The 21,547-nt window shown below is 72.5% G+C and carries 21 protein-coding genes; 2 read left to right on the forward strand and 19 right to left on the reverse strand.

The features are described 5' to 3' along the window. Nucleotides 1-18: 18 nt before the first annotated feature. From VGB14_18725 to VGB14_18775, 11 genes are all read right to left on the reverse strand, one after another. The gene (locus VGB14_18725; protein HEX9994967.1) at nt 19-987 is read right to left on the reverse strand and encodes an alpha/beta fold hydrolase; all 969 of its coding nucleotides are present in this window, start codon (nt 985-987) and stop codon (nt 19-21) included. An 83-nt stretch (nt 988-1,070) separates the two neighbouring features. Next, nucleotides 1,071-2,522 (reverse strand): MFS transporter, encoded by a 1,452-nt coding sequence (locus VGB14_18730; protein ID HEX9994968.1) that lies wholly within the window; start codon nt 2,520-2,522, stop codon nt 1,071-1,073. A 56-nt stretch (nt 2,523-2,578) separates the two neighbouring features. Next, nucleotides 2,579-3,772 (reverse strand): M20 family metallopeptidase, encoded by a 1,194-nt coding sequence (locus tag VGB14_18735; GenBank protein ID HEX9994969.1) that lies wholly within the window; start codon nt 3,770-3,772, stop codon nt 2,579-2,581. A 23-nt stretch (nt 3,773-3,795) separates the two neighbouring features. Continuing rightward, entirely contained in the window at nt 3,796-5,097 is a 1,302-nt protein-coding gene (locus VGB14_18740) for an erythromycin esterase family protein (protein ID HEX9994970.1), read from the reverse strand. Continuing rightward, a complete protein-coding gene (locus VGB14_18745; protein ID HEX9994971.1) occupies nt 5,094-5,771 on the reverse strand; it encodes a dienelactone hydrolase family protein in 678 nt (225 codons plus the stop codon). The genes VGB14_18740 and VGB14_18745 overlap by 4 nt, the downstream gene beginning before the upstream one ends. A gap of 75 nt (nt 5,772-5,846) precedes the next feature. Next, entirely contained in the window at nt 5,847-6,233 is a 387-nt protein-coding gene (locus tag VGB14_18750; protein HEX9994972.1) for a ChaB family protein, read from the reverse strand. 25 nt (nt 6,234-6,258) lie between these two features. After that, a complete protein-coding gene (locus VGB14_18755) occupies nt 6,259-6,495 on the reverse strand; it encodes a hypothetical protein (protein HEX9994973.1) in 237 nt (78 codons plus the stop codon). Nucleotides 6,496-6,554: 59 nt separating this feature from the next. Further along, nucleotides 6,555-7,403, reverse strand: a complete 849-nt coding sequence (locus VGB14_18760) for a hypothetical protein (protein ID HEX9994974.1) — start codon at nt 7,401-7,403, stop codon at nt 6,555-6,557. Then, the gene (locus VGB14_18765) at nt 7,400-8,326 is read right to left on the reverse strand and encodes an ABC transporter ATP-binding protein (GenBank protein ID HEX9994975.1); all 927 of its coding nucleotides are present in this window, start codon (nt 8,324-8,326) and stop codon (nt 7,400-7,402) included. Before VGB14_18765 ends, VGB14_18760 begins: the two co-directional genes overlap by 4 nt. Nucleotides 8,327-8,384: 58 nt before the next feature. After that, on the reverse strand, nt 8,385-9,047 hold the full coding sequence (locus VGB14_18770; GenBank protein HEX9994976.1) for a response regulator transcription factor: 663 nt from the start codon (nt 9,045-9,047) through the stop codon (nt 8,385-8,387). Then, entirely contained in the window at nt 9,044-10,162 is a 1,119-nt protein-coding gene (locus VGB14_18775; protein HEX9994977.1) for a histidine kinase, read from the reverse strand. Before VGB14_18775 ends, VGB14_18770 begins: the two co-directional genes overlap by 4 nt. Nucleotides 10,163-10,271: 109 nt before the next feature. On the opposite strand from VGB14_18775, the gene VGB14_18780 reads away from it, so the two are divergent. Both VGB14_18780 and VGB14_18785 read left to right on the forward strand, forming a co-directional pair. Beyond that, entirely contained in the window at nt 10,272-10,655 is a 384-nt protein-coding gene (locus VGB14_18780; GenBank protein ID HEX9994978.1) for a YciI family protein, read from the forward strand. A 50-nt stretch (nt 10,656-10,705) separates the two neighbouring features. Next, on the forward strand, nt 10,706-11,944 hold the full coding sequence (locus VGB14_18785; protein HEX9994979.1) for an RNA polymerase sigma factor: 1,239 nt from the start codon (nt 10,706-10,708) through the stop codon (nt 11,942-11,944). A gap of 19 nt (nt 11,945-11,963) precedes the next feature. Here VGB14_18785 and VGB14_18790 read toward each other — a convergent pair whose 3' ends face one another. The 8 genes from VGB14_18790 to VGB14_18825 all read right to left on the reverse strand — a co-directional run bounded on the left by VGB14_18790 (nt 11,964) and on the right by VGB14_18825 (nt 21,137). Beyond that, nucleotides 11,964-12,479, reverse strand: coding sequence for a GNAT family N-acetyltransferase (locus VGB14_18790; protein ID HEX9994980.1), 516 nt, complete (start codon nt 12,477-12,479; stop codon nt 11,964-11,966). Then, nucleotides 12,479-12,754, reverse strand: coding sequence for a DUF1778 domain-containing protein (locus VGB14_18795; GenBank protein ID HEX9994981.1), 276 nt, complete (start codon nt 12,752-12,754; stop codon nt 12,479-12,481). Before VGB14_18795 ends, VGB14_18790 begins: the two co-directional genes overlap by 1 nt. Before the next feature lie 382 nt (nt 12,755-13,136). Then, nucleotides 13,137-16,919, reverse strand: a complete 3,783-nt coding sequence (locus VGB14_18800) for an HsdR family type I site-specific deoxyribonuclease (protein ID HEX9994982.1) — start codon at nt 16,917-16,919, stop codon at nt 13,137-13,139. A 2-nt stretch (nt 16,920-16,921) separates the two neighbouring features. Then, complete coding sequence (locus VGB14_18805) at nt 16,922-18,118, reverse strand: restriction endonuclease subunit S (protein ID HEX9994983.1); 1,197 nt, start codon at nt 18,116-18,118, stop codon at nt 16,922-16,924. A 43-nt stretch (nt 18,119-18,161) separates the two neighbouring features. Further along, complete coding sequence (locus tag VGB14_18810) at nt 18,162-19,706, reverse strand: class I SAM-dependent DNA methyltransferase (protein ID HEX9994984.1); 1,545 nt, start codon at nt 19,704-19,706, stop codon at nt 18,162-18,164. Between the two features lie 9 nt (nt 19,707-19,715). Further along, nucleotides 19,716-20,126, reverse strand: a complete 411-nt coding sequence (locus VGB14_18815; protein ID HEX9994985.1) for a PIN domain-containing protein — start codon at nt 20,124-20,126, stop codon at nt 19,716-19,718. After that, nucleotides 20,089-20,607, reverse strand: coding sequence for a hypothetical protein (locus tag VGB14_18820; protein HEX9994986.1), 519 nt, complete (start codon nt 20,605-20,607; stop codon nt 20,089-20,091). Before VGB14_18820 ends, VGB14_18815 begins: the two co-directional genes overlap by 38 nt. 155 nt (nt 20,608-20,762) lie before the next feature. Beyond that, nucleotides 20,763-21,137, reverse strand: coding sequence for a hypothetical protein (locus VGB14_18825; protein ID HEX9994987.1), 375 nt, complete (start codon nt 21,135-21,137; stop codon nt 20,763-20,765). Nucleotides 21,138-21,547 lie beyond the last annotated feature (410 nt).

Genomic DNA, 21,547 nt, shown 5'->3' on the forward strand with positions numbered 1-21,547 from the left:
GCCGCCGTGCCTACCACCTCAGGCCGGCACCGGCCCGGCCGCGGCGGCGCGCCGGTGGGCGGCGGCGATGGCGTCGGCCACCTCCGCCGTCGCCTCGTACGGGAGCATGTGGCCGGCCCCCTTGACGACGACCAGGCGGGCACCGGGGATGGCGGCGGCGATCGCCCGCGCGTGCGACGGCGGGGTCATGAGGTCGCGGCTGCCGACGACGACCGTGGTGGGCAGGCCGATCGAACGGATGCGGTCCCGCAGGTCCATGCCGAGCAGGGCGCGCAGGTGGGACGCCCGCACGGTCGCGGCCGTGGCCACGAAGGCGTCCCGGCTGGCCAGCAGCGCCGCCCGCCCGGCGTGGCGGCCGTGGACCCCCCGGACGAGCACGTGGCCGGGGCGCGAGCCGAGGACCCGCTCGACGACCGGCGAGGCGACCACGGCCGGCGCCACCCTGGCCGACATGGGGACGCGGGCGAGGGCGCCCGACGACGTGGCCACCAGCACCAGCGCCCGGAGGCGCTCCCTGGCCACGTCGGGGTGGTCGACGGCGAAGGCCATCGCCGTCATGCCGCCCATCGAGTGGCCGGCGAGCACGGCGTCGCGGGCGTCGACCGCCTCCAGCACCTCGCACAGGTCGGCGCCGAGGCGGCTCACGTCCACCTCCGCCTCGGGGGCCGTGGACCGCCCGTGCCCGCGGTGGTCGTAGCGGACGACCCGGTAGCCGTCCTCCACGAGGCGGGCGGCCACCGGCGCCCACGTGTCCATGTTCCCGGTCCAGCAGTGGGACAGGACGACGGTCGGCCGGTCCGGCTCCTCGGGGCCGGCGACGTGCACGTGGAGGGCGGCGCCGTCGGTGGTGACGACCGTGGTCTCCGTCCCGCCCTCGAGGGCGGGGATGGCGTCGTCGACGGCGCGCCGGCGGCGGGCGGCGACGACGGCGGCGGCACCGGCGCCGACGGCGGCCAACCCGGCGGCGACGGCGGTGCGGCGCCTCACGCCCCACCCCTCACCGGCGCTCGTGCTCCGTCCCGGTCCACCTCGGCCATCCGTCCTCCGGTCTCGTCGACGTCCTCCCCGTCCTACCCGACCCGGGCGGGACCGGCGGCCGCCCGCCTCCGGCCGACGGCGACGGCGCCGAGGACGGCGACGGCGAGGGCCGCCCAGGCGGCGACGTAGGCGAAGGCCACCCCGGGGCCGGCGGCCGTCCACAGCAGGCCGGCGACGCCGCTGGCGGCCAGGTTGCCGCCGCTCTGGACGGCGGCCACGAGGCCGAACGCCGAGCCCCGGAGGCCGGGCGGCGCCAGCGCGGCGACGGCCGCGTGCTCGGCCGTCTCGGCCGACGCGATGCCGAGGCCGGCGAGGAGGAACCAGGGGGCCAGCCCGGCCACCGACGCCGGCCCGGCCGCCAGCCCGGCGTAGGCGGCGGCCAGCAGCCCGGCGCCGGCGACGAGCACGGGCAGCGGGCCGCGGCGGTCGACGGCCCGCCCGGCGGCCACGCTCCACCCGGTGGCGGCCGCGTTGTAGGCGACGTAGAGGCCGAGCGCCTCGTCCCGCCCGACGAGCTCGGTGGCCCGGAGGATCAGCAGGGTGGCGGCCACGTTGCCGAGCTCGAAGGCGGCGATGCCGGCCATGACCGGGCCGAGGTCGCCGCGGAGGACGGGCCGGACCCGGATGCGCAGGGGCGGCCGGCCGGGCTGGCGGGCGACCGGGGCGGCGTGGCGGGCGGCGTCGGCGATGGCGACGGCGGCGAGCAGGCCGGGGATGGCGGAGAGCCCGATGGCGGCCCGGACGCCCACGGCGGCGACGAGGGCGATGGCGAGGAGCGGGCCGACGATGGCGCCGAGGTTGTCCATGGCCCGCTCGAAGCCGTAGGCCCGGCCGTACGTGCCGGGCCGGCTGACCTCGGCGAGGAGCGCATTGCGGGCCGGCGACCGGAGGCCCCTCGCCGCCCACGCCCCGGCCCGGAGCGCGCCGGCCTGGAGGGGCGTGGCCGCCGCGCCGATGGCGCCGGAGAGGACGGCGGTCGACGCGTAGCCGCCGACGGCGACGGCCCGCCGGCGTCCCGGGTCGTCGGCCAGCGGCCCGCCGGCCAGCCGGGCGAGGCCGGCCAGGCCGTCGGCCACCCCCTCGACCAGCCCGAGGGCCGATGCCGGCGCCCCGAGGGTCGAGGTGAGGAACGACGGCAGCAGCGACGTCGGCACCTCGTGGCCGACGTCCTGGAGGAAGCTCGCCGTCCCGATCCCGACGACCCCCCGCGTCAACCACGGCCCCGCCGCCTCGGCCGGCGCGGCGCTCCCGTCGCCCGGCGGGCCGGCCCGCTCGACCGCCCCGTCGCCCCGGTCGACTCCGGCTCGCCCGGCGGGCCCGGTGACCTCCGCCCCGCCCGCCCCGTCGCCGGCCGGCCCGGCCCGCCCGGCAGCGCGATCGGCGCGGCCCCCGTCGGCCCGCCCGGCCCGCCCGGCAGGCCCGGTCGCGTCCGGCCGGTCGGCGCGCCCAGCCGCCTCGAGCGGCTCGCCCGCGTCGCCGGGCACCACGCCGTCGGTCCGGTCGGCGGGCTCCGCAGGCCCGGACGGCTCGGCGGGCCGGCTCAGCCCCTGGCCATCCGGCGGAGGGCCAGCTCCGCGTAGAGGGCGGCGCCGTCGGCGAGCACGGCGTCGTCGAAGGCGGCGTGCGGCGAGTGGTTGTTGGGCGCCACCGACGGGTCGCGGTCGGGCGGCGTCGCCCCGAGGAACAGCATCGCCCCGGGCACCGCCTCGATGACCCGCGAGAAGTCCTCGGACCCGGTGAGCGGGCGCTCCATCTCGGCGAACCGGTCGGCGCCGAACAGCTCGGCGGCCACCTCGCCGGCGAACGCCGCCTCGGTCCCGTCGTTGACGGTGAGCGGGTACTCGGTCTTGTAGTTGGCGTCGACCTCGAGCCCGTGGGCGGCGGCGATCCCCTCGCACATCCGCACGGCCGACGACCTGATGCGGTCCCGCACGGCCGAGTCGAACGTCCGGATGGTGGCGTCGAAGGTGGCGTCCTCGGGGATCACGTTGGCCTTGGTGCCGGCGTGGAAGCTGCCGACCGTGATGACGGCGACGTCGAAGGCGTCGATGCGCCTCGTCAGCATGGTCTGGAGGGCGAGCACCATCTCGCAGGCCGCCGGCACCGGGTCGTTGGCCCGGTGGGGCGCCGACCCGTGGCCGCCCGCGCCCTTCACCCGCACGGTCAGCCCGTCCGACGCCGCCATCATCGGCCCCGGCCGGGTCACGAACATCCCGCGGGGCCACATCGACGAGGCGACGTGGATGGCGTAGGCGGCCGCCGGCCGCTCGCCGGCGACGTCCAGCACCCCCTCCTCGATCATGTAGCCGGCGCCGTCCCACCCCTCCTCGCCGGGCTGGAACATGAACACCACGTCGCCGGTCAGCTCCTCGCGGCGGGCCGACAGCAGCTCGGCCGCGCCGACGAGCATCGTCGTGTGCAGGTCGTGGCCGCAGGCGTGCATGGTGGCGTCGTCCTCGGACCGGTAGTCGACGTCGACCTGCTCGGTCACCGGGAGCGCGTCCATGTCGCCCCGGAGGAGGACGGTCGGCCCCGGCCGGCCGCCCCGGAGCACGCCGACCACCGAGGTCAGCGACCGGCCGGTCGTGATCTCGAGCGGCAGCCCGTCGAGGGCGCCGAGCACCCGCTCCTGGGTCATGGGGAGGTTCAGGCCGATCTCGGGGTGGCGGTGCAGGGTGCGCCGCAGCTCCACCAGGTCACCGGCCATCGCCACGGCGTCGTCGTGCACGGTCATGGGGCGACTGTACGGGCGGGCGGTCAGCTGTTCCAGGGCGCGGTCTCCATCTCCGCGCCGTGGACGGCCGGCTCGGCGTGGAGCGGGTGGAGCGCCTCGGTCTCGTCGAACCAGCAGAAGGCGTCGTAGCGGGCGCCCATGACCGTCGGCACCCAGTTGCCGTAGCGGTCGGCGCCGGGCCGGTAGACGACGCCGATGGCCCGGTGCCCGCGCGACCGCCCGAGCCACGGCCCCGAGCGGTCCTCGCCGAACACGAGCAGCGAGCGGGGCGGCGCGGCCGCGTGCAGCACGTCCTCGTGCGTGCCGCCGGGCGCGGGCGGGACGTCCATCCGCCGCGCCGGGCTCCCCCACCGGTCGGCGGCGATCACCGTCCCCCGGTGGCTGCCGAAGCCGACCAGCACGACCCCCTCGCCGGCATGGCGCTCCCGGACCAGCTGGCCGACGTTGACCATGCCGTGCCTCGCCATGTCCGTCGCCCGGGCGTCGCCGACGTGGGTGTTGTGCTCCCACACGACGGCCTTCGCGCCCGGGCCGTGGAAGGCGACGAGCCGGTCGAGGGTGTCGACCATGTGGCAGTCCCGCACGTTCCAGGACTCGCCGTCGGCCCGCACCATCGTTCGGTAGTAGCGCTCGGCGCCGGCCAGCACCTCGGCGTTCTGCACGGCGTCCAGCTCGGCCTCCGGCTCCCCGTCCACCGCGCCCGACCGCCGGCGGACCTCGACGAGCACGTCGATGACCGCGTCCTCGCAGCTGGCCGGCAGCATCCTCGTCGCCCAGGCGTAGCGCTGCGGGTCCTCGCCGTAGGGGTCGAAGCACCGGAAGGCGGCGCGCGCCGCCTCCGCGGCGTCGGGCTGGTTGCGGTCGAGGTAGTCGAGCACCGACCGCATCGAGTCCCACAGCGAGTAGACGTCGAGGCCGTAGAAGCCGACCGACCGGCCGGTGGCGGCGTTGTGGTCGCGCAGCCAGGCGACGAGCTCGGCCGCCTCCTCGTTGGCCCACATCCACCTCGGCCACCGCTCGAAGGCGCCCAGCACGTCCCGGGCCGACCGGTCCCGCTCGGCCCGGCCCTTCACCCACCGGTTCACCCGGAAGCAGTCGGGCCAGTCGCCCTCCACGGCGACGAACGAGAAGCCCCGCTCCTCGATCAGCCGGCGGGTCAGCTCGGCCCGCCACCGGTAGTACTCGGAGGTCCCGTGCGACGCCTCGCCGAGCAGCACGTAGCGGGCGTCGCCCACCCGGTCGAGCAGGGGGTCGAGGTCGGCCGGGCCGTCGAGCGGCCGGGCCAGCGCCCGGACCTCGTCGACGGCGGCGTCGTCGCTCCTCATCGCCCGCTCCCCTCGTCCGCGGTCAGGTGGGTGGTGAACCAGTCGCCGGCCAGCCGGGCGACCTCCTCGAGCGTGCCCGGCTCCTCGAACAGGTGGCCGGCGCCCTCGACGATCGACAGGCACCGCTCGCAGGCCAGCCGCTGGCAGGCCTCGCGGTTGAGGTCGACGACGACGGGGTCGCGGCTCCCGACGATCAGCAGGGTGGGCGCGGTGACGTGCGCGAGCGCCTCGCCGGCCAGGTCCGGCCGCCCGCCCCGGGACACGACGGCGCCGACCCGGTCCGGCTCCGCCGCGGCGGCGAGGAGCGCGGCGCCGGCGCCGGTGCTGGCCCCGAAGTAGCCGAGGCGGAGCGCGGCCGTCGCCGGCCGGCCGGCCAGCCAGCGGGCGGCGGCCACGAGGCGGCGGGCCAGCAGCCCCACGTCGAAGCGGAGCTCCCGGGTGCGCAGGTCGACCTGCTCCTCGTCCGCCGTCAGCAGGTCCATGAGCAGGGTGCCGAGGCCCCTCGCGCGGAGGGCGTCGGCCACGGCCCGGTTCCGGCTGCTGTGGCGGCTGCTGCCGCTGCCGTGGGCGAACACGACGAGGCCGGCCGCGCCGTCGGGGACGACGAGGTCACCGTGCACCGTCGCCCCGTCGCCGACCCGGATCTCGACGTCGTGCTCGACCAGCGCCGTCATCGCTGCCCGACCTGGTACCCGCCGCCGCCCGCCGTCTACCAGCCGCGGGCCGACGTGCGGGGTGGGCGGCGGCGCCTACTTCTTGGCCTTGGCGACCGCCTCGGTCAGCTCGTCCTTGCTCATCTTCGAGCGGCCGGGGACGTCGAGCTCGCGGGCCTGCTCCATCAGCTCCTTCTTGGTGGTGCCGACGACCTTGCCGCCGCCGGTCGGCGTGCGGCTCCTCCTGGCCTCGTCACCACCCTTGGCCGCCTGGGGGTCGGACGGTCCCTTCTCGTCCTTCGGCTCCCAGTGGTCGCCCTGCTTCTCGAAGCTGTGCTTGACCGCGGCGAAGGCCACCCGGTGGGCGGCCTCCTCGCTGTCGTAGGTCTCGTGGGCGCTGTCGAGCGCCTTGGCGTAGGTGCGCTGGGCCTTGGCCGGGGAGCGCTTCAGCGTCCCCGGCAGGTCCTCCTTCTTCGTGGGCATCGCACCCCCTGGTGGAGCCGGTGGTTCAGCCCGACTGCCCGAGGCGGGAGGCGAGGAGCTGCTTGCCCTGCTCGGCGCCCTTGCGGCTCTCGGCCTGGGCCCGGCGGAAGAAGTCGGCGAGCTCGCTGTCCCCGTCGCGCTCGGCGTCCTGGATGTAGGTCTCCAGGCGCAGCGCGTTGCTCAGGCACCGCTCGGTGAACCAGATGATGTTGTAGTCCTTGTCCTTCGTCCCGGTGATGTTGCCGGTCTCGGTGTTGCTCATCGGATCCCCTCCTGGGCTCGCTCCTCGGCGTTCTGCCCGCCGCCGCTCGCGGGCACACGTCAGGCGGTGACGTCCCGCCGGGCGAACACGGCGCCGGCCGCCACCGCCGCGACCGCCGTGTAGGCGAGCACGGTGGCGAGCGCCCTGGCCGCGGTGACCTCGGTCGTCCCGCCCGCCGCGAACGCCTCGAGGAGCAGGCCGGGGAACAGCCGGCTGGCCGGGCCCCACGCGTCCTGGACGAGGTGCTCGAACGGCCCGGCCCACGCGATGCCGACGGCGAGGGTGAGCGGCACCGAGCGCAGCAGCACGCCGAGGGCCGTGCCGAGGACCGCGTAGCCGGCGATCCACACGAGGACGGCGCCGAAGTCGCCGGCCGCCGCGCCGAGCGCGGCGCCGCCCGTCCAGGCCGACGCGTCGACCCCGTTCGCGCCGGCGAGGGCGCGGGCGGCGACCCAGGTGGCCGCCTCGGCGACGGCCAAGGTGGCGCCGGCGAAGGTCAGCAGGGCGGCCAGCTTCCCGGCCAGGAGCGGCAGCCGGCGGGGCTGGCGCAGGAGCATGGTCCTGATCGTCCCCCTCGACATCTCGGCCGCCATGGCGCCGGCGAAGACGACGAACAGGAACGTCCCCGTGAACGAGACGGCCGTGCGGAACACCTCGGTCCCCCCGCCGGCCGCGGCCAGCGCCTCGACGGAGAGGCCGCGCCCTGGGCCAGGGCCGGCGACGGCGGCGGGCTCGGCCGCGGCGAGCACGACGGCCGCCCCGCCGGCGGCGAACACGAGGGTGACGGCGGCCGTGGCGAGCACGACGCGCCGGCGGGCGAGCTTGGCCAGCTCGGCCCGGTAGGTGCGGGCGAGGGCGCCGGCGGTCGTCGCCGCGGGCGCCACCGGGGCCGGTGCGGTGGTGGTCATCGCCGTCCTCCTCGCACGAGGTCGAGGTACCTGGACTCGAGGGTCGGTCGCCGGACGTGGAGCTCGGCGAGGACGATGCCGGACGACGCCGCCGCCCGGTTGAGCGACGCGGCGAGCCGGTGGGGGTCGTGGCCGTCCACGACGACGACGAGGTGGTCGCCCTGCCGGCCGGCGTCGACGCCGGCGCCGCTCACGACGTCGGCGAGGCGGAGCAGGTCGGCGCCGTCGGCCGGGCCGAGCACGATCTCGGGGCCGGCGGAGCGCAGGCCGTCGGCCGGGCCGCCGTACACGAGGCGGCCGGCGTCGATGACGAGCAGCCAGTCGCAGGCCTGCTCCAGCTCGCTCAGCACGTGGGACGACACGAGCACGGTCCGCCCGCCGGCGCCGAGGTCGCGGACGAGCCCGCGCACCTCCGCCGCGCCGGCCGGGTCGAGGCCGTTGGTCGGCTCGTCGAGCACGAGGAGGGCGGGGTCGCCGAGCAGGGCGGCGGCGATCCCGAGCCGCTGCTTCATGCCGAGCGAGTACTCGCCGAAGCGGTCGTCCCCGCGGTCGGTCAGGCCGACCAGGTCGAGCACGGCCGGCACGCGGGCGGGGTCGTGGCCGCCGAGGTGGGCGAGCACCCACAGGTTCTCGGTGCCGGTCAGCGCCGGCCACAGCGCCGGCCCCTCGACGAGCGCCCCGACCCCCCGCAGGTACCGCTCGGGGTGGTCGAGGGGCTGGCCGAGGACGGTCCCGGTGCCGGCCGTGGGGCGGACGAGGCCGAGCAGCATGGCCATCGTCGTGGTCTTGCCGGCGCCGTTCGGCCCGATGAACCCGGCGACGACGCCGCGCGGGACCTCGACGGTGAGGTCGTCGACGGCGACCCGTCGCCCGTAGCGCTTGGTGAGGCCGTCGACGGCGACGGCCGGGGTGGTGTCTGGCATGGCTCCACCATGCGCCCGGCCGGTCCCGCTGTCGTCCGCCGGGCGGCGGCTCTTCGGGCTACGTCGACGGTCGTACGAGGCCCGACTGGTACGCGATGACGACGAGCTGGGCCCGGTCCCTCGCGTGCAGCTTGACCATCGCCCGGCTGACGTGGGTGCGGGCGGTGGCCGGGCTGACGACCAGCTCGGCGGCGATCTCGTCGTTCGTCAGGCCCTGGGCGACGAGAGCGACGACCTCTCGCTCCCGCTCGGTGAGCACCTCCATGGAGCGGGGGGTCGTGTCGGCCCGCTGCGGGCGGGCGGCGAAGGCCTCGATGAGGCGGCGGGTGACGCTCGGCGACAGGAGCGCCTCGCCGGCGGCCACCTCCCGCACGGCCCGCACGAGGTCGGCCGGCTGGGTGTGCTTCACCAGGAAACCGCTCGCGCCGAGGCGCAGCGCCTCGAACACGTACTCGTCGAGCTCGAAGGTGGTGAGGACGAGGACCTTCACGGCGGCCAGCTCGGGGTCGGCGGAGATGCGGCGCAGGGCCTCGAGCCCGTCGACCCCCGGCATGCGGACGTCCATCAGCACCACGTCGGGCCGCTCCCGGCGGGTGAGGGCGACGGCCTCCTCGCCGTCCCCGGCCTCGCCCACGACCTCCACGTCGTCCTCGACGTCGAGGAGCATGCGGAACCCGGCCCGCACGAGCGGCTGGTCGTCGGCCAGCACGACGCGGATCACCGCGCCCCCCGCCAATCGGCCCGCACGACGAACCCGCCGCCCGGCCGGGGCCCGGCCTCCAGCGTCCCGCCCGTCGCCTCGGCCCGCTCGCGCATGCCGGTGATGCCGGTGCCCGTGCCCGTGCCCGTGCCGGCCCCGCGCTCCCTCGGCGGCGGGCCGGCGCCCCCGTCGTCGGCGACCTCGACGGCGAGGCCGCCGTCGTCGCCGGCGGTGACGGTGACCGTCGCCCTGGCGCCGGCGGCGTGGCGGGCCACGTTGGTCAGCGACTCCTGCACGACCCGGTAGGCGGCGGTCGACACGGGGACGGGCACCCGGTCGAGGGGGCCGGTGACGGTCGAGGCGACGTCGACGTCGGCCCGCCTGGCCGACTCGACGAGGTCGGCGATGCGCTCGAGGCCCGGCGTGGGCGCCCGGTCCCCCGCCTCGCCGCTGTCCCGCAGGACCCGGACCATCGTCGCCAGCTCGTCCAGCACCTCGCCGCTCGCCCGCTGGATGGCGGCGAGGGCCTCCCTGGCCGCCTCCGGCCGGCGGTCGACGACGTGGGCGGCCGCGCCGGCCTGGACGTTGATCGTCGCCATGGCGTGGGCGACGGTGTCGTGCAGGTCCCTGGCGATGCGCAGCCGCTCGGCGTTGCGAGCCCGCTCGGCCTGCTCGACCAGGCGCTCGCGGCGCGAGCGCAGCGCGTCGCCGGCCAGCACGGCGGCCACCGACCACCCCACGAACACGAGGTGGAGCAGCGGGGCGACGTCCCCGTCGACGGTGGCGGCGGCGAGCAGCACGGCGCAGAACGCGACCGCGCCGGCGAGCGCCGTCCGCCTGGTCGACCGCCAGCCGAGGGCCACGAGCGCGACCCAGCCGGTGACGAAGATCGGCCCGCCGGCGTAGTCGCGGACGAGGTAGGCGGCGAGGGCGACGGCCACGATGCCGACGGCGACCGCGGGCCGGCGGCGGCACAGGCCCATGGCGGCCCCGGCGGCGACGAGGGCGACGTGGCCGGCGGCGTCGAGGGCCCGGTCGCCGCCCTCCACGGGGATCTGGTGGGTGACGAGCACGAGCACGGCCGCCGCGCCCACGGCGACGGCCGCGTCCACGGTGGTCGAGCGCGCCGTCGCCATGGCGCTCACGGTAGGGCCGGGCGCCGGTCCGGCACATCCGTCCGGCGGCGTAGGCGCGAGGTACGTCGCCGGGCGTAGACCTGTCCATCCCGGGCCGTCCCGTTCGTCAGTGGGGCAACCGATCCCGAGGAGGACGATGCTGATGAAGTACCTGCTGATGATCTGCGAGGACCGGACGCTGCCCGAGCGGTCGCCGTCCGAGGAGGCGAGCCTGATGGCGGAGTACGCGGCGTTCACCCAGGAGATCGCCGCCAGCGGCGAGCTGGTCGGCGGCGAGCAGCTCGAGCGGCCGGGCACGGCCACGTCGGTGCGGGTACGGGGCGGCGAGCCGCTGGTCACCGACGGCCCGTTCGCCGAGACGGCCGAGCAGATCGGCGGCTACTACGTGGTGGACGTGGCCGACCTCGACCGCGCCCTCGAGCTCGCCGCCCGGGTGCCGAGCGCGAGGACGGGGGTGGTCGAGGTGCGGCCGGTCGTCGACGTGCGGCGGTGAGCCCGGGCCACGGTCGGGGTCGCCCGCCGACCGCCGGCGAGCTGGAGGCCGTGTTCCGGCGCACCGCCGGGCAGGTGTTCGCCACGCTCGTGCGGTTCGTGGGCGACTTCGACGTGGCCGAGGACGCGCTCCAGGACGCCACCGTCGCGGCCATGGAGACCTGGCCGAGCCACGGCGTGCCCGACAACCCCGGCGCCTGGCTGACGACCGTCGCCCGCCGCAAGGCCGTCGACCGCCTGCGCCGGGAGGCCAGGAGGGGCGAGAAGCAGCAGGCCGCGCTCGACCGGGCGCCGCCCGACGACGAGGGGACGGTGGAGGAGGTGGACGAGAGCGCGGTCGCCGACGACCAGCTGCGGCTGATGTTCACGTGCTGCCACCCGGCGCTCGCCCTCGAGGCCCAGGTGGCGCTGACGCTCCGCACCCTCGGCGGGCTGTCGACGACCGAGGTGGCGAGGGCGTTCCTCGTCGCCGAGGCGACGATGGCCAAGCGCCTGACGAGGGCCAAGCACAAGATCCGGGCCGCCGGCATCCCGTTCCGCGTGCCGCCCGACCACCTCCTCCCCGACCGCCTGCCCGGCGTGCTGGCCGTCGTGTACCTGATCTTCACCGAGGGCTACGCGTCGACGACGTCGGACCCGCTGATCCGCCGGGAGCTGTGCGCCGAGGCCATCCGGCTCGGCCGGCTGCTCGCCGCGCTGATGCCCGACGAGCCCGAGGTCCAGGGCCTGCTGGCGCTGATGCTGCTGCACGACGCCCGCCGGTCGGCCCGGCTCGACGAGGCCGGCGACCTCGTCCTGCTCGACCTCCAGGACCGGTCGAGATGGAACCGGAGCGAGATCGACGAGGGGGTGGCGCTGCTGGAGTCGGCCCTGCGCCGCGCCTCCGCCGGGGGGCGGGGGCCGGGCCCGTACGTGCTCCAGGCCGCCATCGCCGCCGTCCACGACGAGGCCGAGTCCGCCGCGGAGGTCGACTGGGACGAGATCGTGGGGCTGTACGACGCGCTGGCGCGGGTGGCGCCGGGGCCGGTGGTGGCGCTGAACCGGGCGGTGGCGGTGGCGATGGCCCGGGGCGCAGCGGCCGGGCTGGCGGAGCTCGAGTCGTCCGGCGCCGGCGAGGCGCTGTCGGACCACCACCGCTACCACGCCGTGCGGGCCGACCTGCTGGCGAGGGTCGGCCGCAAGGCCGAGTCGGCCGACGCCTACCGCCGGGCGCTGTCCCTGGCGACGTCGCCCGCCGAGCGCCGCTACCTGATCCGCCGCCTCACCGACGTGGCGGGCCAGTCGCGGTGAGCCCGGCGGGCCGCGTCCGCTACCCGGGCGGCCCGTACTCCCCCGGGAACGAGGCGAGCGCGTCGCGCGTGCGGACGAACAGCCGCCCGCCCGGGTCACCGTCGACGGCGCGGAAGCCCCAGCGCTCGTAGAAGCGGCGGGCGTCGTCGTCGATGGGGTCGACCACGATGAGGCGCGCCGCGGCGTGCTCCGCGGCCAACGCGGCTCGGTGCAACGCCTCGAACAGCAGGCTGCTGCCGAGCCCCCGGCCGCGAGCCGACTCGTCGATGGCCAGCCTCGCCAGCAGGACCACCGGGACCGGGTGCCTCGGCATCCCGCGGACGAGTCGCGTCGGCGCCGCCGCCTTCTCGACGCTGCCCATCGTGAGGCTGTAGAAGCCGAGCACGCGTTCGTCGTCGTCGACGAGCACGAACGTCCTCGCCGAGTCCTGCCGTTGGGCGGTCCACGCGTGCTCGGAGAACCACCGGTCCATGACCTCGTTGCCGCAGCGGAACGACGAGCGGTCGTGGTGCTCTGCGAGGCGTTCGACGCGCACTACGACATGCGTCGGAAGCGCGTGGCCCGCTCGGCCAACTCGACCAGTGCGGGGTTGCGCTCGGGAGGCGCGTCGAGGGCTTCGAGGAAGCGCCGGTAGGCGTCCTCGGGGAGCGTGATCGTGCGATGGGCGTCCACGATCTCCCGGGCGCGAGCGAGCGCCTCGTCCAGCACGAAGCCGGTGAACGACACGCCCGACAGCGCGGCCGCCTCGCTGATGAGCTGGTCGTCCTCGGCGCTCAGCCGGAACTCCCGCCGGCGGTCCTTCGTCTTCACGGTTCGGCCCTCCTGTACGGGCGATCGTACGTACATCTCGGTGCCCCGGCAACGGACATCGCGAAGCGGCCCCGGACCGCACCTCCTCCGCAGACGCGACGCAGCCCCGGCCGAAGCCGGGGCTGACCAGCACGTTCGTGGAGCGGACGACGGGATTCGAACCCGCGACCCTCACCTTGGCAAGGCCTCAAGGGTCGTTCCGTCTGGTTGGCTTGAGTGCGTTTCCGCAGGTCAGAGTCGTGCGGCGGTCCAGCCGGTGAGCGCATGTCCACCGATTCGGGCCGAGTGGATGGACAAGGGATGGACAGATCGGGCCGGCTGCGCGGGATCTCGTGGCTCGGCTCCTCTCCGGTCGTCGCCCGACTGCCGTCGCCGAGAGGTCCTACGACGGCCGACCGAAACGTTCGCCGATGAACGCCTCGACCTCGTCGGCGGGGACGACGCGCGTCGAGTTGTTGCGGCGCTCGTAGAGGACGTCGCCGTCCTTGCCCTTGGCCCAGATCGGCCGCGAGCTCGCGGGGACGTCCAGACGACAGACCTCCCCGCCAGCGACGACGTCGATACGGATCTGAACCCGATGCGCGCCGCTGTGACCGAGCGACGTCTCGAGGAGTGTGTCGAGCCACCGGACATAACCGTCGGCGTTCGGAGGCTTCACGAGTGCGTAGTCGTCGTCGAGCCCGATGGCCTCGCGAGCGTCCGTCACGCCGATGAGCAAGGTCCCACCGGGGCCGTTGAGGAAGCCAGCCACCGTCTTCACGATGACTTCCTCCATCGTCTTGTCCTTGCGCTGCTCCTTCACGTTCCATCGCGCCGTCTGCTTGAACTCGACGGACCGCGTCTCGTCGGAAGCGAGGAGCTCCTCCGTTGAGCGGAACCACGTCTCACGGGTGCCGTACAGCTCCTCCATGAGCCGAGCGAACAAGGCAGGGTCGTTGCGTGCTTGTTCGAGGAGGTGGTCGTCGACGGCGTCGAGCGTGGGCAGCGTCGCTACCGGCACGACGGCTGATCGTGCCTCGACCGCGCCTGTGTAGACCGACCGGCCGCTGTCGAAGTAGCTGGCGTAGATGTGCTCGTAGACGCGTCTCACTTTGTCGTCGAAAAGCTCCGGTCCGTAGACCTCGGGAAGGTCGGCATCGAAGATCTCGCCGACCGCGACCTGCACGGCGGCTCGCGTGTGCTGTCGCTTGCGCCAGTCGAGTACCAACTTCTCGGACACGTGGGCGAGCAGACGCTTGGCTGTCGTCTTGACCTGCGCGCGTTCGGCCTCGGTTAGCTCTGGCTCGGGCTTGGTCAGGAGGTCGTAGATCGCTAACTCGTCCTCAGACAGGTTCTCACGAACGGTGCGCTGTTCTTCGTCGGTGAGCTCATCGTTGATGGCCTTGAGCCGCCGCAGGAACTCCTCGAGGTTGTGGGTGCCTGCGTTGTACTCGTCGATGAGCCGACGGAAGCGTTCGGCGAGGTCCAGCCGGGTGGGGTTCTTCCGGACCGCGGCATCGAGCCGCTTCTCGAGGTTGCGCTCGATCTGCTTGGCGGCGGTCCGCTTGCTGCCAGCGAATCGGAGGGCAAGCTGCTCGAAGTCGAGCTGATTGAGGTCGACGAGCGGTCCCGCGTCTCCCCCGGAGCGGATGACGTACTCCTCGGCGCCGACGGACCGGTCGAGCAGCTCGCTCACGGCATCCATGACGTCGTCGATGTCTGGTGCTTCGGTGATCGACTCGAGCTTCGCTGCAAGCGATCGGATCACCGCGACTCGGTGCGTCGCCAGTTGGGCGGCTGGGTCGGGCAGGAGTGATTTGAAGATCGTGCGCACCCGTCGGGCGAGGCTCACGTAGCGGCGGCGGGTGGCGTCGTCGACGAGGAGGGCTTCGACGGCCGCCTTCTGGAGGGCGATGAACTCGAAGCCTTTCGCCGCCTCGAGATCAGTCAGTTCGATGTCGTTGGCATCGAGGAACTCAACTAGCTCGGCGAGCGCCGATTCGAGGTCAGCGGCGAGCGCACCCTTGGACTCGATGGGCGTGCGCTCGTCGTCGCGCGAGGCGCCGTAGATCGCGAGCGCGGCTTCGAGGTTCCGGAACACGCCGACGTAGTCGACGATGAGCCCGCTGTCCTTCTCCGGGAACACGCGGTTGGCACGCGCGATCGTCTGCATCAGCGTGTGGTTCCGCATCGGCTTGTCGAGATAGATCGTCGAGCACGACGGGGCGTCGAAGCCGGTGAGCCACATGGCACACACGAAGACGAGCCGGAACGGATCCGCCGGATCTTTGAACTTCGAGTCGAGGTTCTCGTCGTTCATGCGCTTCCTGTGCATGGCGATGTCGAGGCCGAGGTCGGCCATGTCGGCGACCTCGTTCTGCGACTGCGACACGACGACTGCCATGTCGGTCGTGCGCATGAACTCGATGGTCTCGACCAGGGGCGCGCGCTCGAGCTCGGGGGTGGCTTCCAGCTCGGTCTCGAACGCCGCCAAGCGAACCGCCCAGTGCTTCTGGACGAGGTCGTACATGCGAACAGCGGTCGCCTTGTCGATGGCGACGTGCATCGCCTTGCCGCGGAATCCTCGTCCGACGAAGTGCTCGACCAGGTCGGCGGCGATCTCGTCGAGTCGCTCCGCGCGAGTGATGAGGTGGTACTGGCGGGAGAACTGCCGAGCGACCGCCTCCTCCTGATCGGGGTCGAGGGCGGCGTCGTCCAAGAGCGCCTCGAGGTCGGCGTCGAAGTCCTCGTTAACGAGCTGCAGCTCAGGGATGCGGTTCTCGTAGTAGAGCGGGACGGTGGCGCCGTCGATGATCGAGTCCCGGAAGTTGTACACCGAGACGTATTCGCCGAAGACCTGGCGGGTCAGCTCCTCCTCGCCGGCGATCAGTGGTGTGCCGGTGAAGCCGAGGAAGGAGGCGTTCGGTAGGGCCTGGCGCATGTTCCACGCGAGCTGGTCGTACTGCGACCGGTGCGCCTCGTCGGTGATGGCGATGACGTCGTCGCGGTCGGACAGCACCGGCATGGGTTGGCCGGCCTCGGGCGGGCGGAACTTGTGGATCAGCGTGAAGACGTAGCGATGATCCTGGCCGAGGAGCTCGCGGAGATGCTCGGAGGTCTCGGCGTGGACGTTCTCGCCAGCGGTCAAGATGCCCGCGTCGGCGAAGTCCTCGTAGAGCTGGTCGTCGAGCTCCTTCCGATCCGTGACCTCGACGAAGGTCCAGTTGCCGGGCAACTTCCGCAGGACCTTCTGCGTGAACCACAGGTTGGACAACGACTTGCCGCTGCCCTGCGTGTGCCAGAACACACCGAGCTGCGAACTCTTCTCGGCGCGCGCCGCGTGCAGCGCCTCGATGGCGTTGTTGACACCGAGGTACTGGTGGTTCTTCGCCACGGCTTTGACGAGCCCGCCGGGCCGCTCGGTGAAGGTGATGAAGTTCTCACCGATGTCGAGCAGCCGGTAACGGTCGCAGGTGCCGCGCAGCGCCGTCTCCAGGCTGACGACCCCGACCTCGCCCTCGGAGTTGATCTTCTTCCACTCGGCGAAGTGATCCCACGGCGCGTACGTCGAGCCCACCTTGGTGTCGGATCCGTTGGAGAGGACGACGAAGGCGTTGAACCAGAAGATCTGGCCGATCGTGTCCCGGTAGTCGCGCAGGTTGTCGTCGTAGGCGTGCCGCATGTTCTTGTGCGACACCTTTAGCTCGACGAACACGAGCGGGATGCCGTTGACGAAGAGCACGATGTCCGCACGTCGCCGGTACATCTCGCCGGTCACCCAGAGCTGCGACACCGCGAGCCAGTCGTTCGCCTCGACGTTGTCCCAATGGATGTATCGGACCGTGACCGTCTCCCGCCGACCGTCGATATCGGTGTCGACCTTCACGCCGTCGCGCAGCAGTCGATAGACCTCACGGTTCGCCCTTACTCGGTCCATCGCCGAACGGCTCTGGGCGAGGATCTCGACTGCGGTCTCGAGGGCGTCGTCGGGGACACCGGGGTTGATGTCGCGCAGGGCGAACCGGAGACGGTGGCCAAGCACCACCTCGGCCTGCGAGTCACGACCGAGCGTGCCAGCCGGCCCGAGGACCTCATCAAATCCGGAGGCCACCTCCCAACCGAGGTCCCGCAGCAGACGCATCGCCGGCTGCTCGACAAGCGCGTCCTCGGTCAGTCCGCCGGCCACCGCTACGCTACCGGTTCGAGATCCAAGTCGAGGTCCGACACGTACACGTCCCCGGAGATCAGGCGCGGCAGTAGGAGGCCTCGAGCCTGGCTCAGTACACGGTTCTGGAAGGTCAGGTTTTGAACCAGCTCGAACATCGGCCCAACCGAAGCGTCGAACAATGAGACCAGGTCGGCTGGCGGACGCAGGACGATGATCCGCTCAAGGTCCGTCTTCGTGACGGCCTTGAAGATCGTCCCGCCTCCCATGGAGTCCTCTTCCGCGAAGACCTCGCGAAGCGTCTCGAAGAGGTGCACTTGCGACCCTCGCCGGGTCCGGAGTGCCGCCAGGCCTCGACCGATCACGAGCCGGTCCGGAGCCACGTTGATCCGACCGACGGGTGCGCGAACGCTCAGCAGGACGTCCCCCTGCTCAGCGATGCGGTTCGCCTCCGTACACCACTTCTTGTGTTCGGGGTACCGGCTTGCAAAGTTCGTCACACCTTGGTGGAACGGCAGTCCGACGCCATCGTCGTTGTAGAACTCCGACTTCGGCGACTGACCCATCACGAGATGAGCCGCGTCGGCAAGCGTCTCGGTGCACCAACCCTCGGGGATCGAGCCGCCGTCGGAATCGACGAGTTCGACGCCCTCGTGGCCAGGGAACCGGAAGTGCACGAACCACTCCCGGTAGATCAGCCGAGCCGTCTCTTCCAAGATCTCGATCCGGCGCCGGTTGTTCTCGATCAGGTCGTCGATCGCGCCGAGCGCGTGTACGACTTCCCTCTGATAGTCGAGGGGAGGAACCGCGATCGGGTAATTCGGGAATTCCGTCAGGGGGATCCGATCGACAGTGGATCCGATGTTGAGTCTCTGCTCGATCGTCCGCCGCCACTGCGGGCTAAGGAACACGTAGTGCAAGAATCGTCGATCGACGACATCGGGATCGACGCGGATCAACGCGATCCTACGCCCCAGACTGCCGCGGAACCCGTCTGGCAGGATCGCGTAACGGTGGAGAGTCGCCTCGTAGGTGAAGACGAGGTCGCCGGCACGTGGCTCGACACGGCTGACCCACTTCGGGTAGTCCGACTCATCGATGTGCCGGATATCGGACAGATCAAGGCGTCCGTCCTCGGAGATGTTCCTGATCCCGAGGTAAACCGGGCCCTCATTTGCGGGAGGCGGCGTCGCGTGAGGTCCGTCGTAGAACTCCGCCATGACGTCCGCCATTGTGAGCTGTCGCCACCTCGGGGCTTCGCCGCTAGCCACCATCAACGCCCCCTAGCACGTCCCTGACGACCATCGTTAGCCGCTGAGCCTCCTCGCTGAGAGCCGTGAACTCCTCGCCGAGTTCCGCGATTCGCGTCTCGAAGTCGTGATGTGCGACGAACGGTGCCGGGGCCACGTATCTGCCCGGGCTCAGGCTCCACCCACTGGCTTCGACCGTGGCGAGTTCTTCGGAAGCGCAGAGGCCCGCGACATCGACGTACTTGTTGTCGGGGAAGTGCTCGACCACCGACTCGTGGCTGCCCTGCGTGAAGTCCGGCTCCTCCCCGCGCCAGAGCCGCACGATGTTCGCGAGGAACTCGATCTGCTCGGGCTTCCAGTCTCGGTGGGCGCGATCGATCTGCCGATAGACATTCCGGGCGTCAATGAACAGCACCTGGTTCTCGCGATGAGTGCCGAGCTTGCCTCGATCGAGGAACCACAGCGTTACCGGCAGAGTCACCGTGAAGAAGAAGTTCGTCCCAACGGACACGATGACGTCAACACAGCGGTCCTCGATCAGCTCGCGCCGGATCTGCATCTCTGAGCCCCGGGCATCCGAGGCGGAGTTGGCCATGACGAATCCGGCGCGCCCGCTGTTATTGAGCGCCGAGTAGAACGCCTGGATCCAGAGGTAGTTGGCATTGTCCGGCTTCGGAACTCCGAAGGGAAACCGCTTGTCGTCCTCGAGCTTCGCTTTGTCGACCTTGTTGACGTTGAACGGCGGATTGGCCATCACGAAGTCGAACTTGCCGACGGCGTTGTGGAGATCTTCGTAGTACGTGTTCGCCTCGCGGATGTCGCCAGCGAGGCCGTGGACCGCGAGGTTCATCTTGGCCAGACGGACCGTCTCCTTCGTCTTCTCCTGGCCGTAAATCGACAGCTCGGCACCCGGGTCCTTGCGGTGACGCTCGACGAAGTGCGCGGACTGCACGAACATCCCGCCAGAGCCGCATGCGGGGTCGTAGATCTTGCCGTGGTAGGGCTCGATGACCTCGACGATGAGCTTGACGATCGAGGTCGGCGTGAAGAACTCGCCGCCCTTCTGGCCCTCGGCGAAGGCGAACTGGCCAAGGAAGTACTCGTAGATGAGACCGAACCCGTCGCCCTCGATCGAGTCGGGCAGCCGCCCTAACAGACGCAGTAGCTCGACCAGCACTGCGTTGGGCATCCCGGCGTATGCGCGCGGCAGCACGCCGTCGAGATCCGGATTGGTCCGCTCGATCGCGGCCATGGCGCCGTTGAGCGCCTTGCCGAGGTCGGCTCCTTCGGGCAGGCCGACGACGCGCTCGAACCGCGCCTCGTCAGGAAGATGAAGCACGCCGCGCGCGTGATAGTCGGCCGGACCGATCTTTCGTCGACCCGATCGCTTGCCCTCGAGCTCCTCGTGGACTGCCGCGAACCGGAGGTCGGCGTACCGCAGGAAGATCAGCCCGAGTACCGGTGTCGAGTACTCCGACGCCCGGAGGCCAGAGTTCGCGCGCAGCTGATCCGCTGCCTCCCACAGCCGCTTCTGCAGCTCACTCAGATCTGTCGCCACCGGGCTCCTTCAGTCGAGGTGATCAGGGTGCTCGACGCGAAGGTCGCGCATCGGGAAGTCGGACGTGTTGTGGGTGAGTAGGACGGCCCCGTTGGCGCGGGCGGTCCCGGCGACGAGTGCGTCCGGTGTCTGGATGGTCCTGCCCTTCCGTGCCCACTCCGCCTGGTAGCGGCCTGCCCGATGGGCGGCCGCCCGATCCGTCGGCAAGAACCGCAGCCGGTCGAGCAACGCGCCAGCCCGACGACGCTCGTCCTTGCGCAGGCCCGCCTCGACCTCAGCGAGGTTGACGCAAGACGTGCCCAGGACGTGGCCGGCATTCACCAAGCGCAGCATCGTGTCCTTGACGGCCTCGCGTCCGCGAAGCCACTCGATCAGGACGGTGCTATCGACCAGGTACGTCGTCAGCGGACAGCTCCCCACGCCGCGATGTCCGCACCCACTCCTGGACCGACTCGGTGTCGCGCCAGTGCGGGTAGTCGCGCTCCTTCAGCAGCCCTGCCCCCTCGGAGATGGCGGCTTCGAGCTCGAGACGCTCGAGCTTCTCCCGGGCCGCTTCCTCGAGGAACTTGCTCCTGCCGCGTTCGCCGACGCGGTCGTCGATGGCGGCGATGACCTCGTCGGAGAGGATGACGTGCGTTCTCGCCATGCGGCCTCCCGTTCGTCCCACGGCTCGTCCCACTGTACCGAGGTGATCTCCGTCGTGGGCGTCGGGTTCGTTACGCCGCGGGCGGTACCTCGTCGTCGATGAAGCGCTCCAGCGCGCGCCGCGGCACGACGACACGGCGGCCCAGTCGTAGAGATAGAGCTCGCCCCTCGCCACGAGCTCGTAGGCGAGCGCTCGCGAGATCCCGAGGACCCCGGCCGCCTGCGGAACCGTGACGGTCAGTCTCGTCTCGTCCATCGGGTGCAACCTCCGGTGATCGGTTGTGCTCACACCCCCTTTGATGCGCTTGCGGACACATCAGAGCGCAACTCCCTCGACAGTTCTTGCGCCGAGGGAGTTAGTGTTCTGCCCGCGGGGGACTCCCTCCCCCTCCACCCTCCGCGGGGACTCCCTCACTTCTGATGTCGCCGACGGCGGTCCGCCGCCCGACGCTGCGCGCGGTTGCGGAGCGCAGGTGGCGGGGGCGAGAACGCGCCTGCCGGCTCGACGAACAGCGACGGCCGGCGCTCGCGGAGCGCGCGGATGATGGCCTGCGCCTCGTCCAGCGCGCGCTCCGCCTTCGAGCGAGCCTTCTGCTCAGCGTCGAGCTCGCGCTCGAGCTGTGCGACGCGACGTTGGAGCTCTCGGCGCTCGGATCGGAGCCGCTCGGGCTCGGCCAGCTCCTCCGCGCGACGGGCTCGGTACGCCCGTAGGCGCTCGGCGTCGTCAGCCCACTTCCTCGGACGGCCAGGGCCTCGCGTCGGCGCGCTCCCCTTGTTGGACGCCACGACGATAAGCGTACGATACGAAATTGCACCGCGTTGCATACTGTGTGAGCCCGCAGCGCTCGCGCCGCGGCCTACCCCGGCACCCTCGCTCCCCGCCGCGGCGCACATCCCGGCGACCACCCGCTTACCGGCTCGCCGCCGCCCCCGTCCCGCGGCGTCCCGTCCCCTGCCCGGCCCCCCGTCCTCCACCCGCGCCCTCCCGCGCCCGCGTCCTCCCACACCCGGTCCCTCGGCCTGCGTCGCGCCGCGCTCTCCCGCCGTTCGCCGCGTCGAGTAAGACCCTGCGTCCCGGCGGCATGCGCGCCCCCGGCCGCCAATGACGGACGCTGAGGTGCGCACCGACATCCCGCGGACGAGGCGAAGATGAGAACGTCACTCGTGGTCGCGGGGCCTCCCAGGGCCGACTCGAC

It is taken from the genome of Acidimicrobiales bacterium (assembly GCA_036399815.1).
Lineage (GTDB): Bacteria > Actinomycetota > Acidimicrobiia > Acidimicrobiales > DASWMK01 > DASWMK01.

Coding starts and splice junctions, on each gene's coding strand:
- VGB14_18805 (HEX9994983.1), bottom strand. CDS start 18,118: ATGGCGGAGTTCTACGACGGACCTCACGCGACGCCGCCTCCCGCAAAT.
- VGB14_18760 (HEX9994974.1), bottom strand. CDS start 7,403: ATGACCACCACCGCACCGGCCCCGGTGGCGCCCGCGGCGACGACCGCC.
- VGB14_18820 (HEX9994986.1), bottom strand. CDS start 20,607: ATGGACGAGACGAGACTGACCGTCACGGTTCCGCAGGCGGCCGGGGTC.
- VGB14_18735 (HEX9994969.1), bottom strand. CDS start 3,772: ATGACCGTGCACGACGACGCCGTGGCGATGGCCGGTGACCTGGTGGAG.
- VGB14_18755 (HEX9994973.1), bottom strand. CDS start 6,495: ATGAGCAACACCGAGACCGGCAACATCACCGGGACGAAGGACAAGGAC.
- VGB14_18750 (HEX9994972.1), bottom strand. CDS start 6,233: ATGCCCACGAAGAAGGAGGACCTGCCGGGGACGCTGAAGCGCTCCCCG.
- VGB14_18775 (HEX9994977.1), bottom strand. CDS start 10,162: ATGGCGACGGCGCGCTCGACCACCGTGGACGCGGCCGTCGCCGTGGGC.
- VGB14_18765 (HEX9994975.1), bottom strand. CDS start 8,326: ATGCCAGACACCACCCCGGCCGTCGCCGTCGACGGCCTCACCAAGCGC.
- VGB14_18745 (HEX9994971.1), bottom strand. CDS start 5,771: ATGACGGCGCTGGTCGAGCACGACGTCGAGATCCGGGTCGGCGACGGG.
- VGB14_18740 (HEX9994970.1), bottom strand. CDS start 5,097: ATGAGGAGCGACGACGCCGCCGTCGACGAGGTCCGGGCGCTGGCCCGG.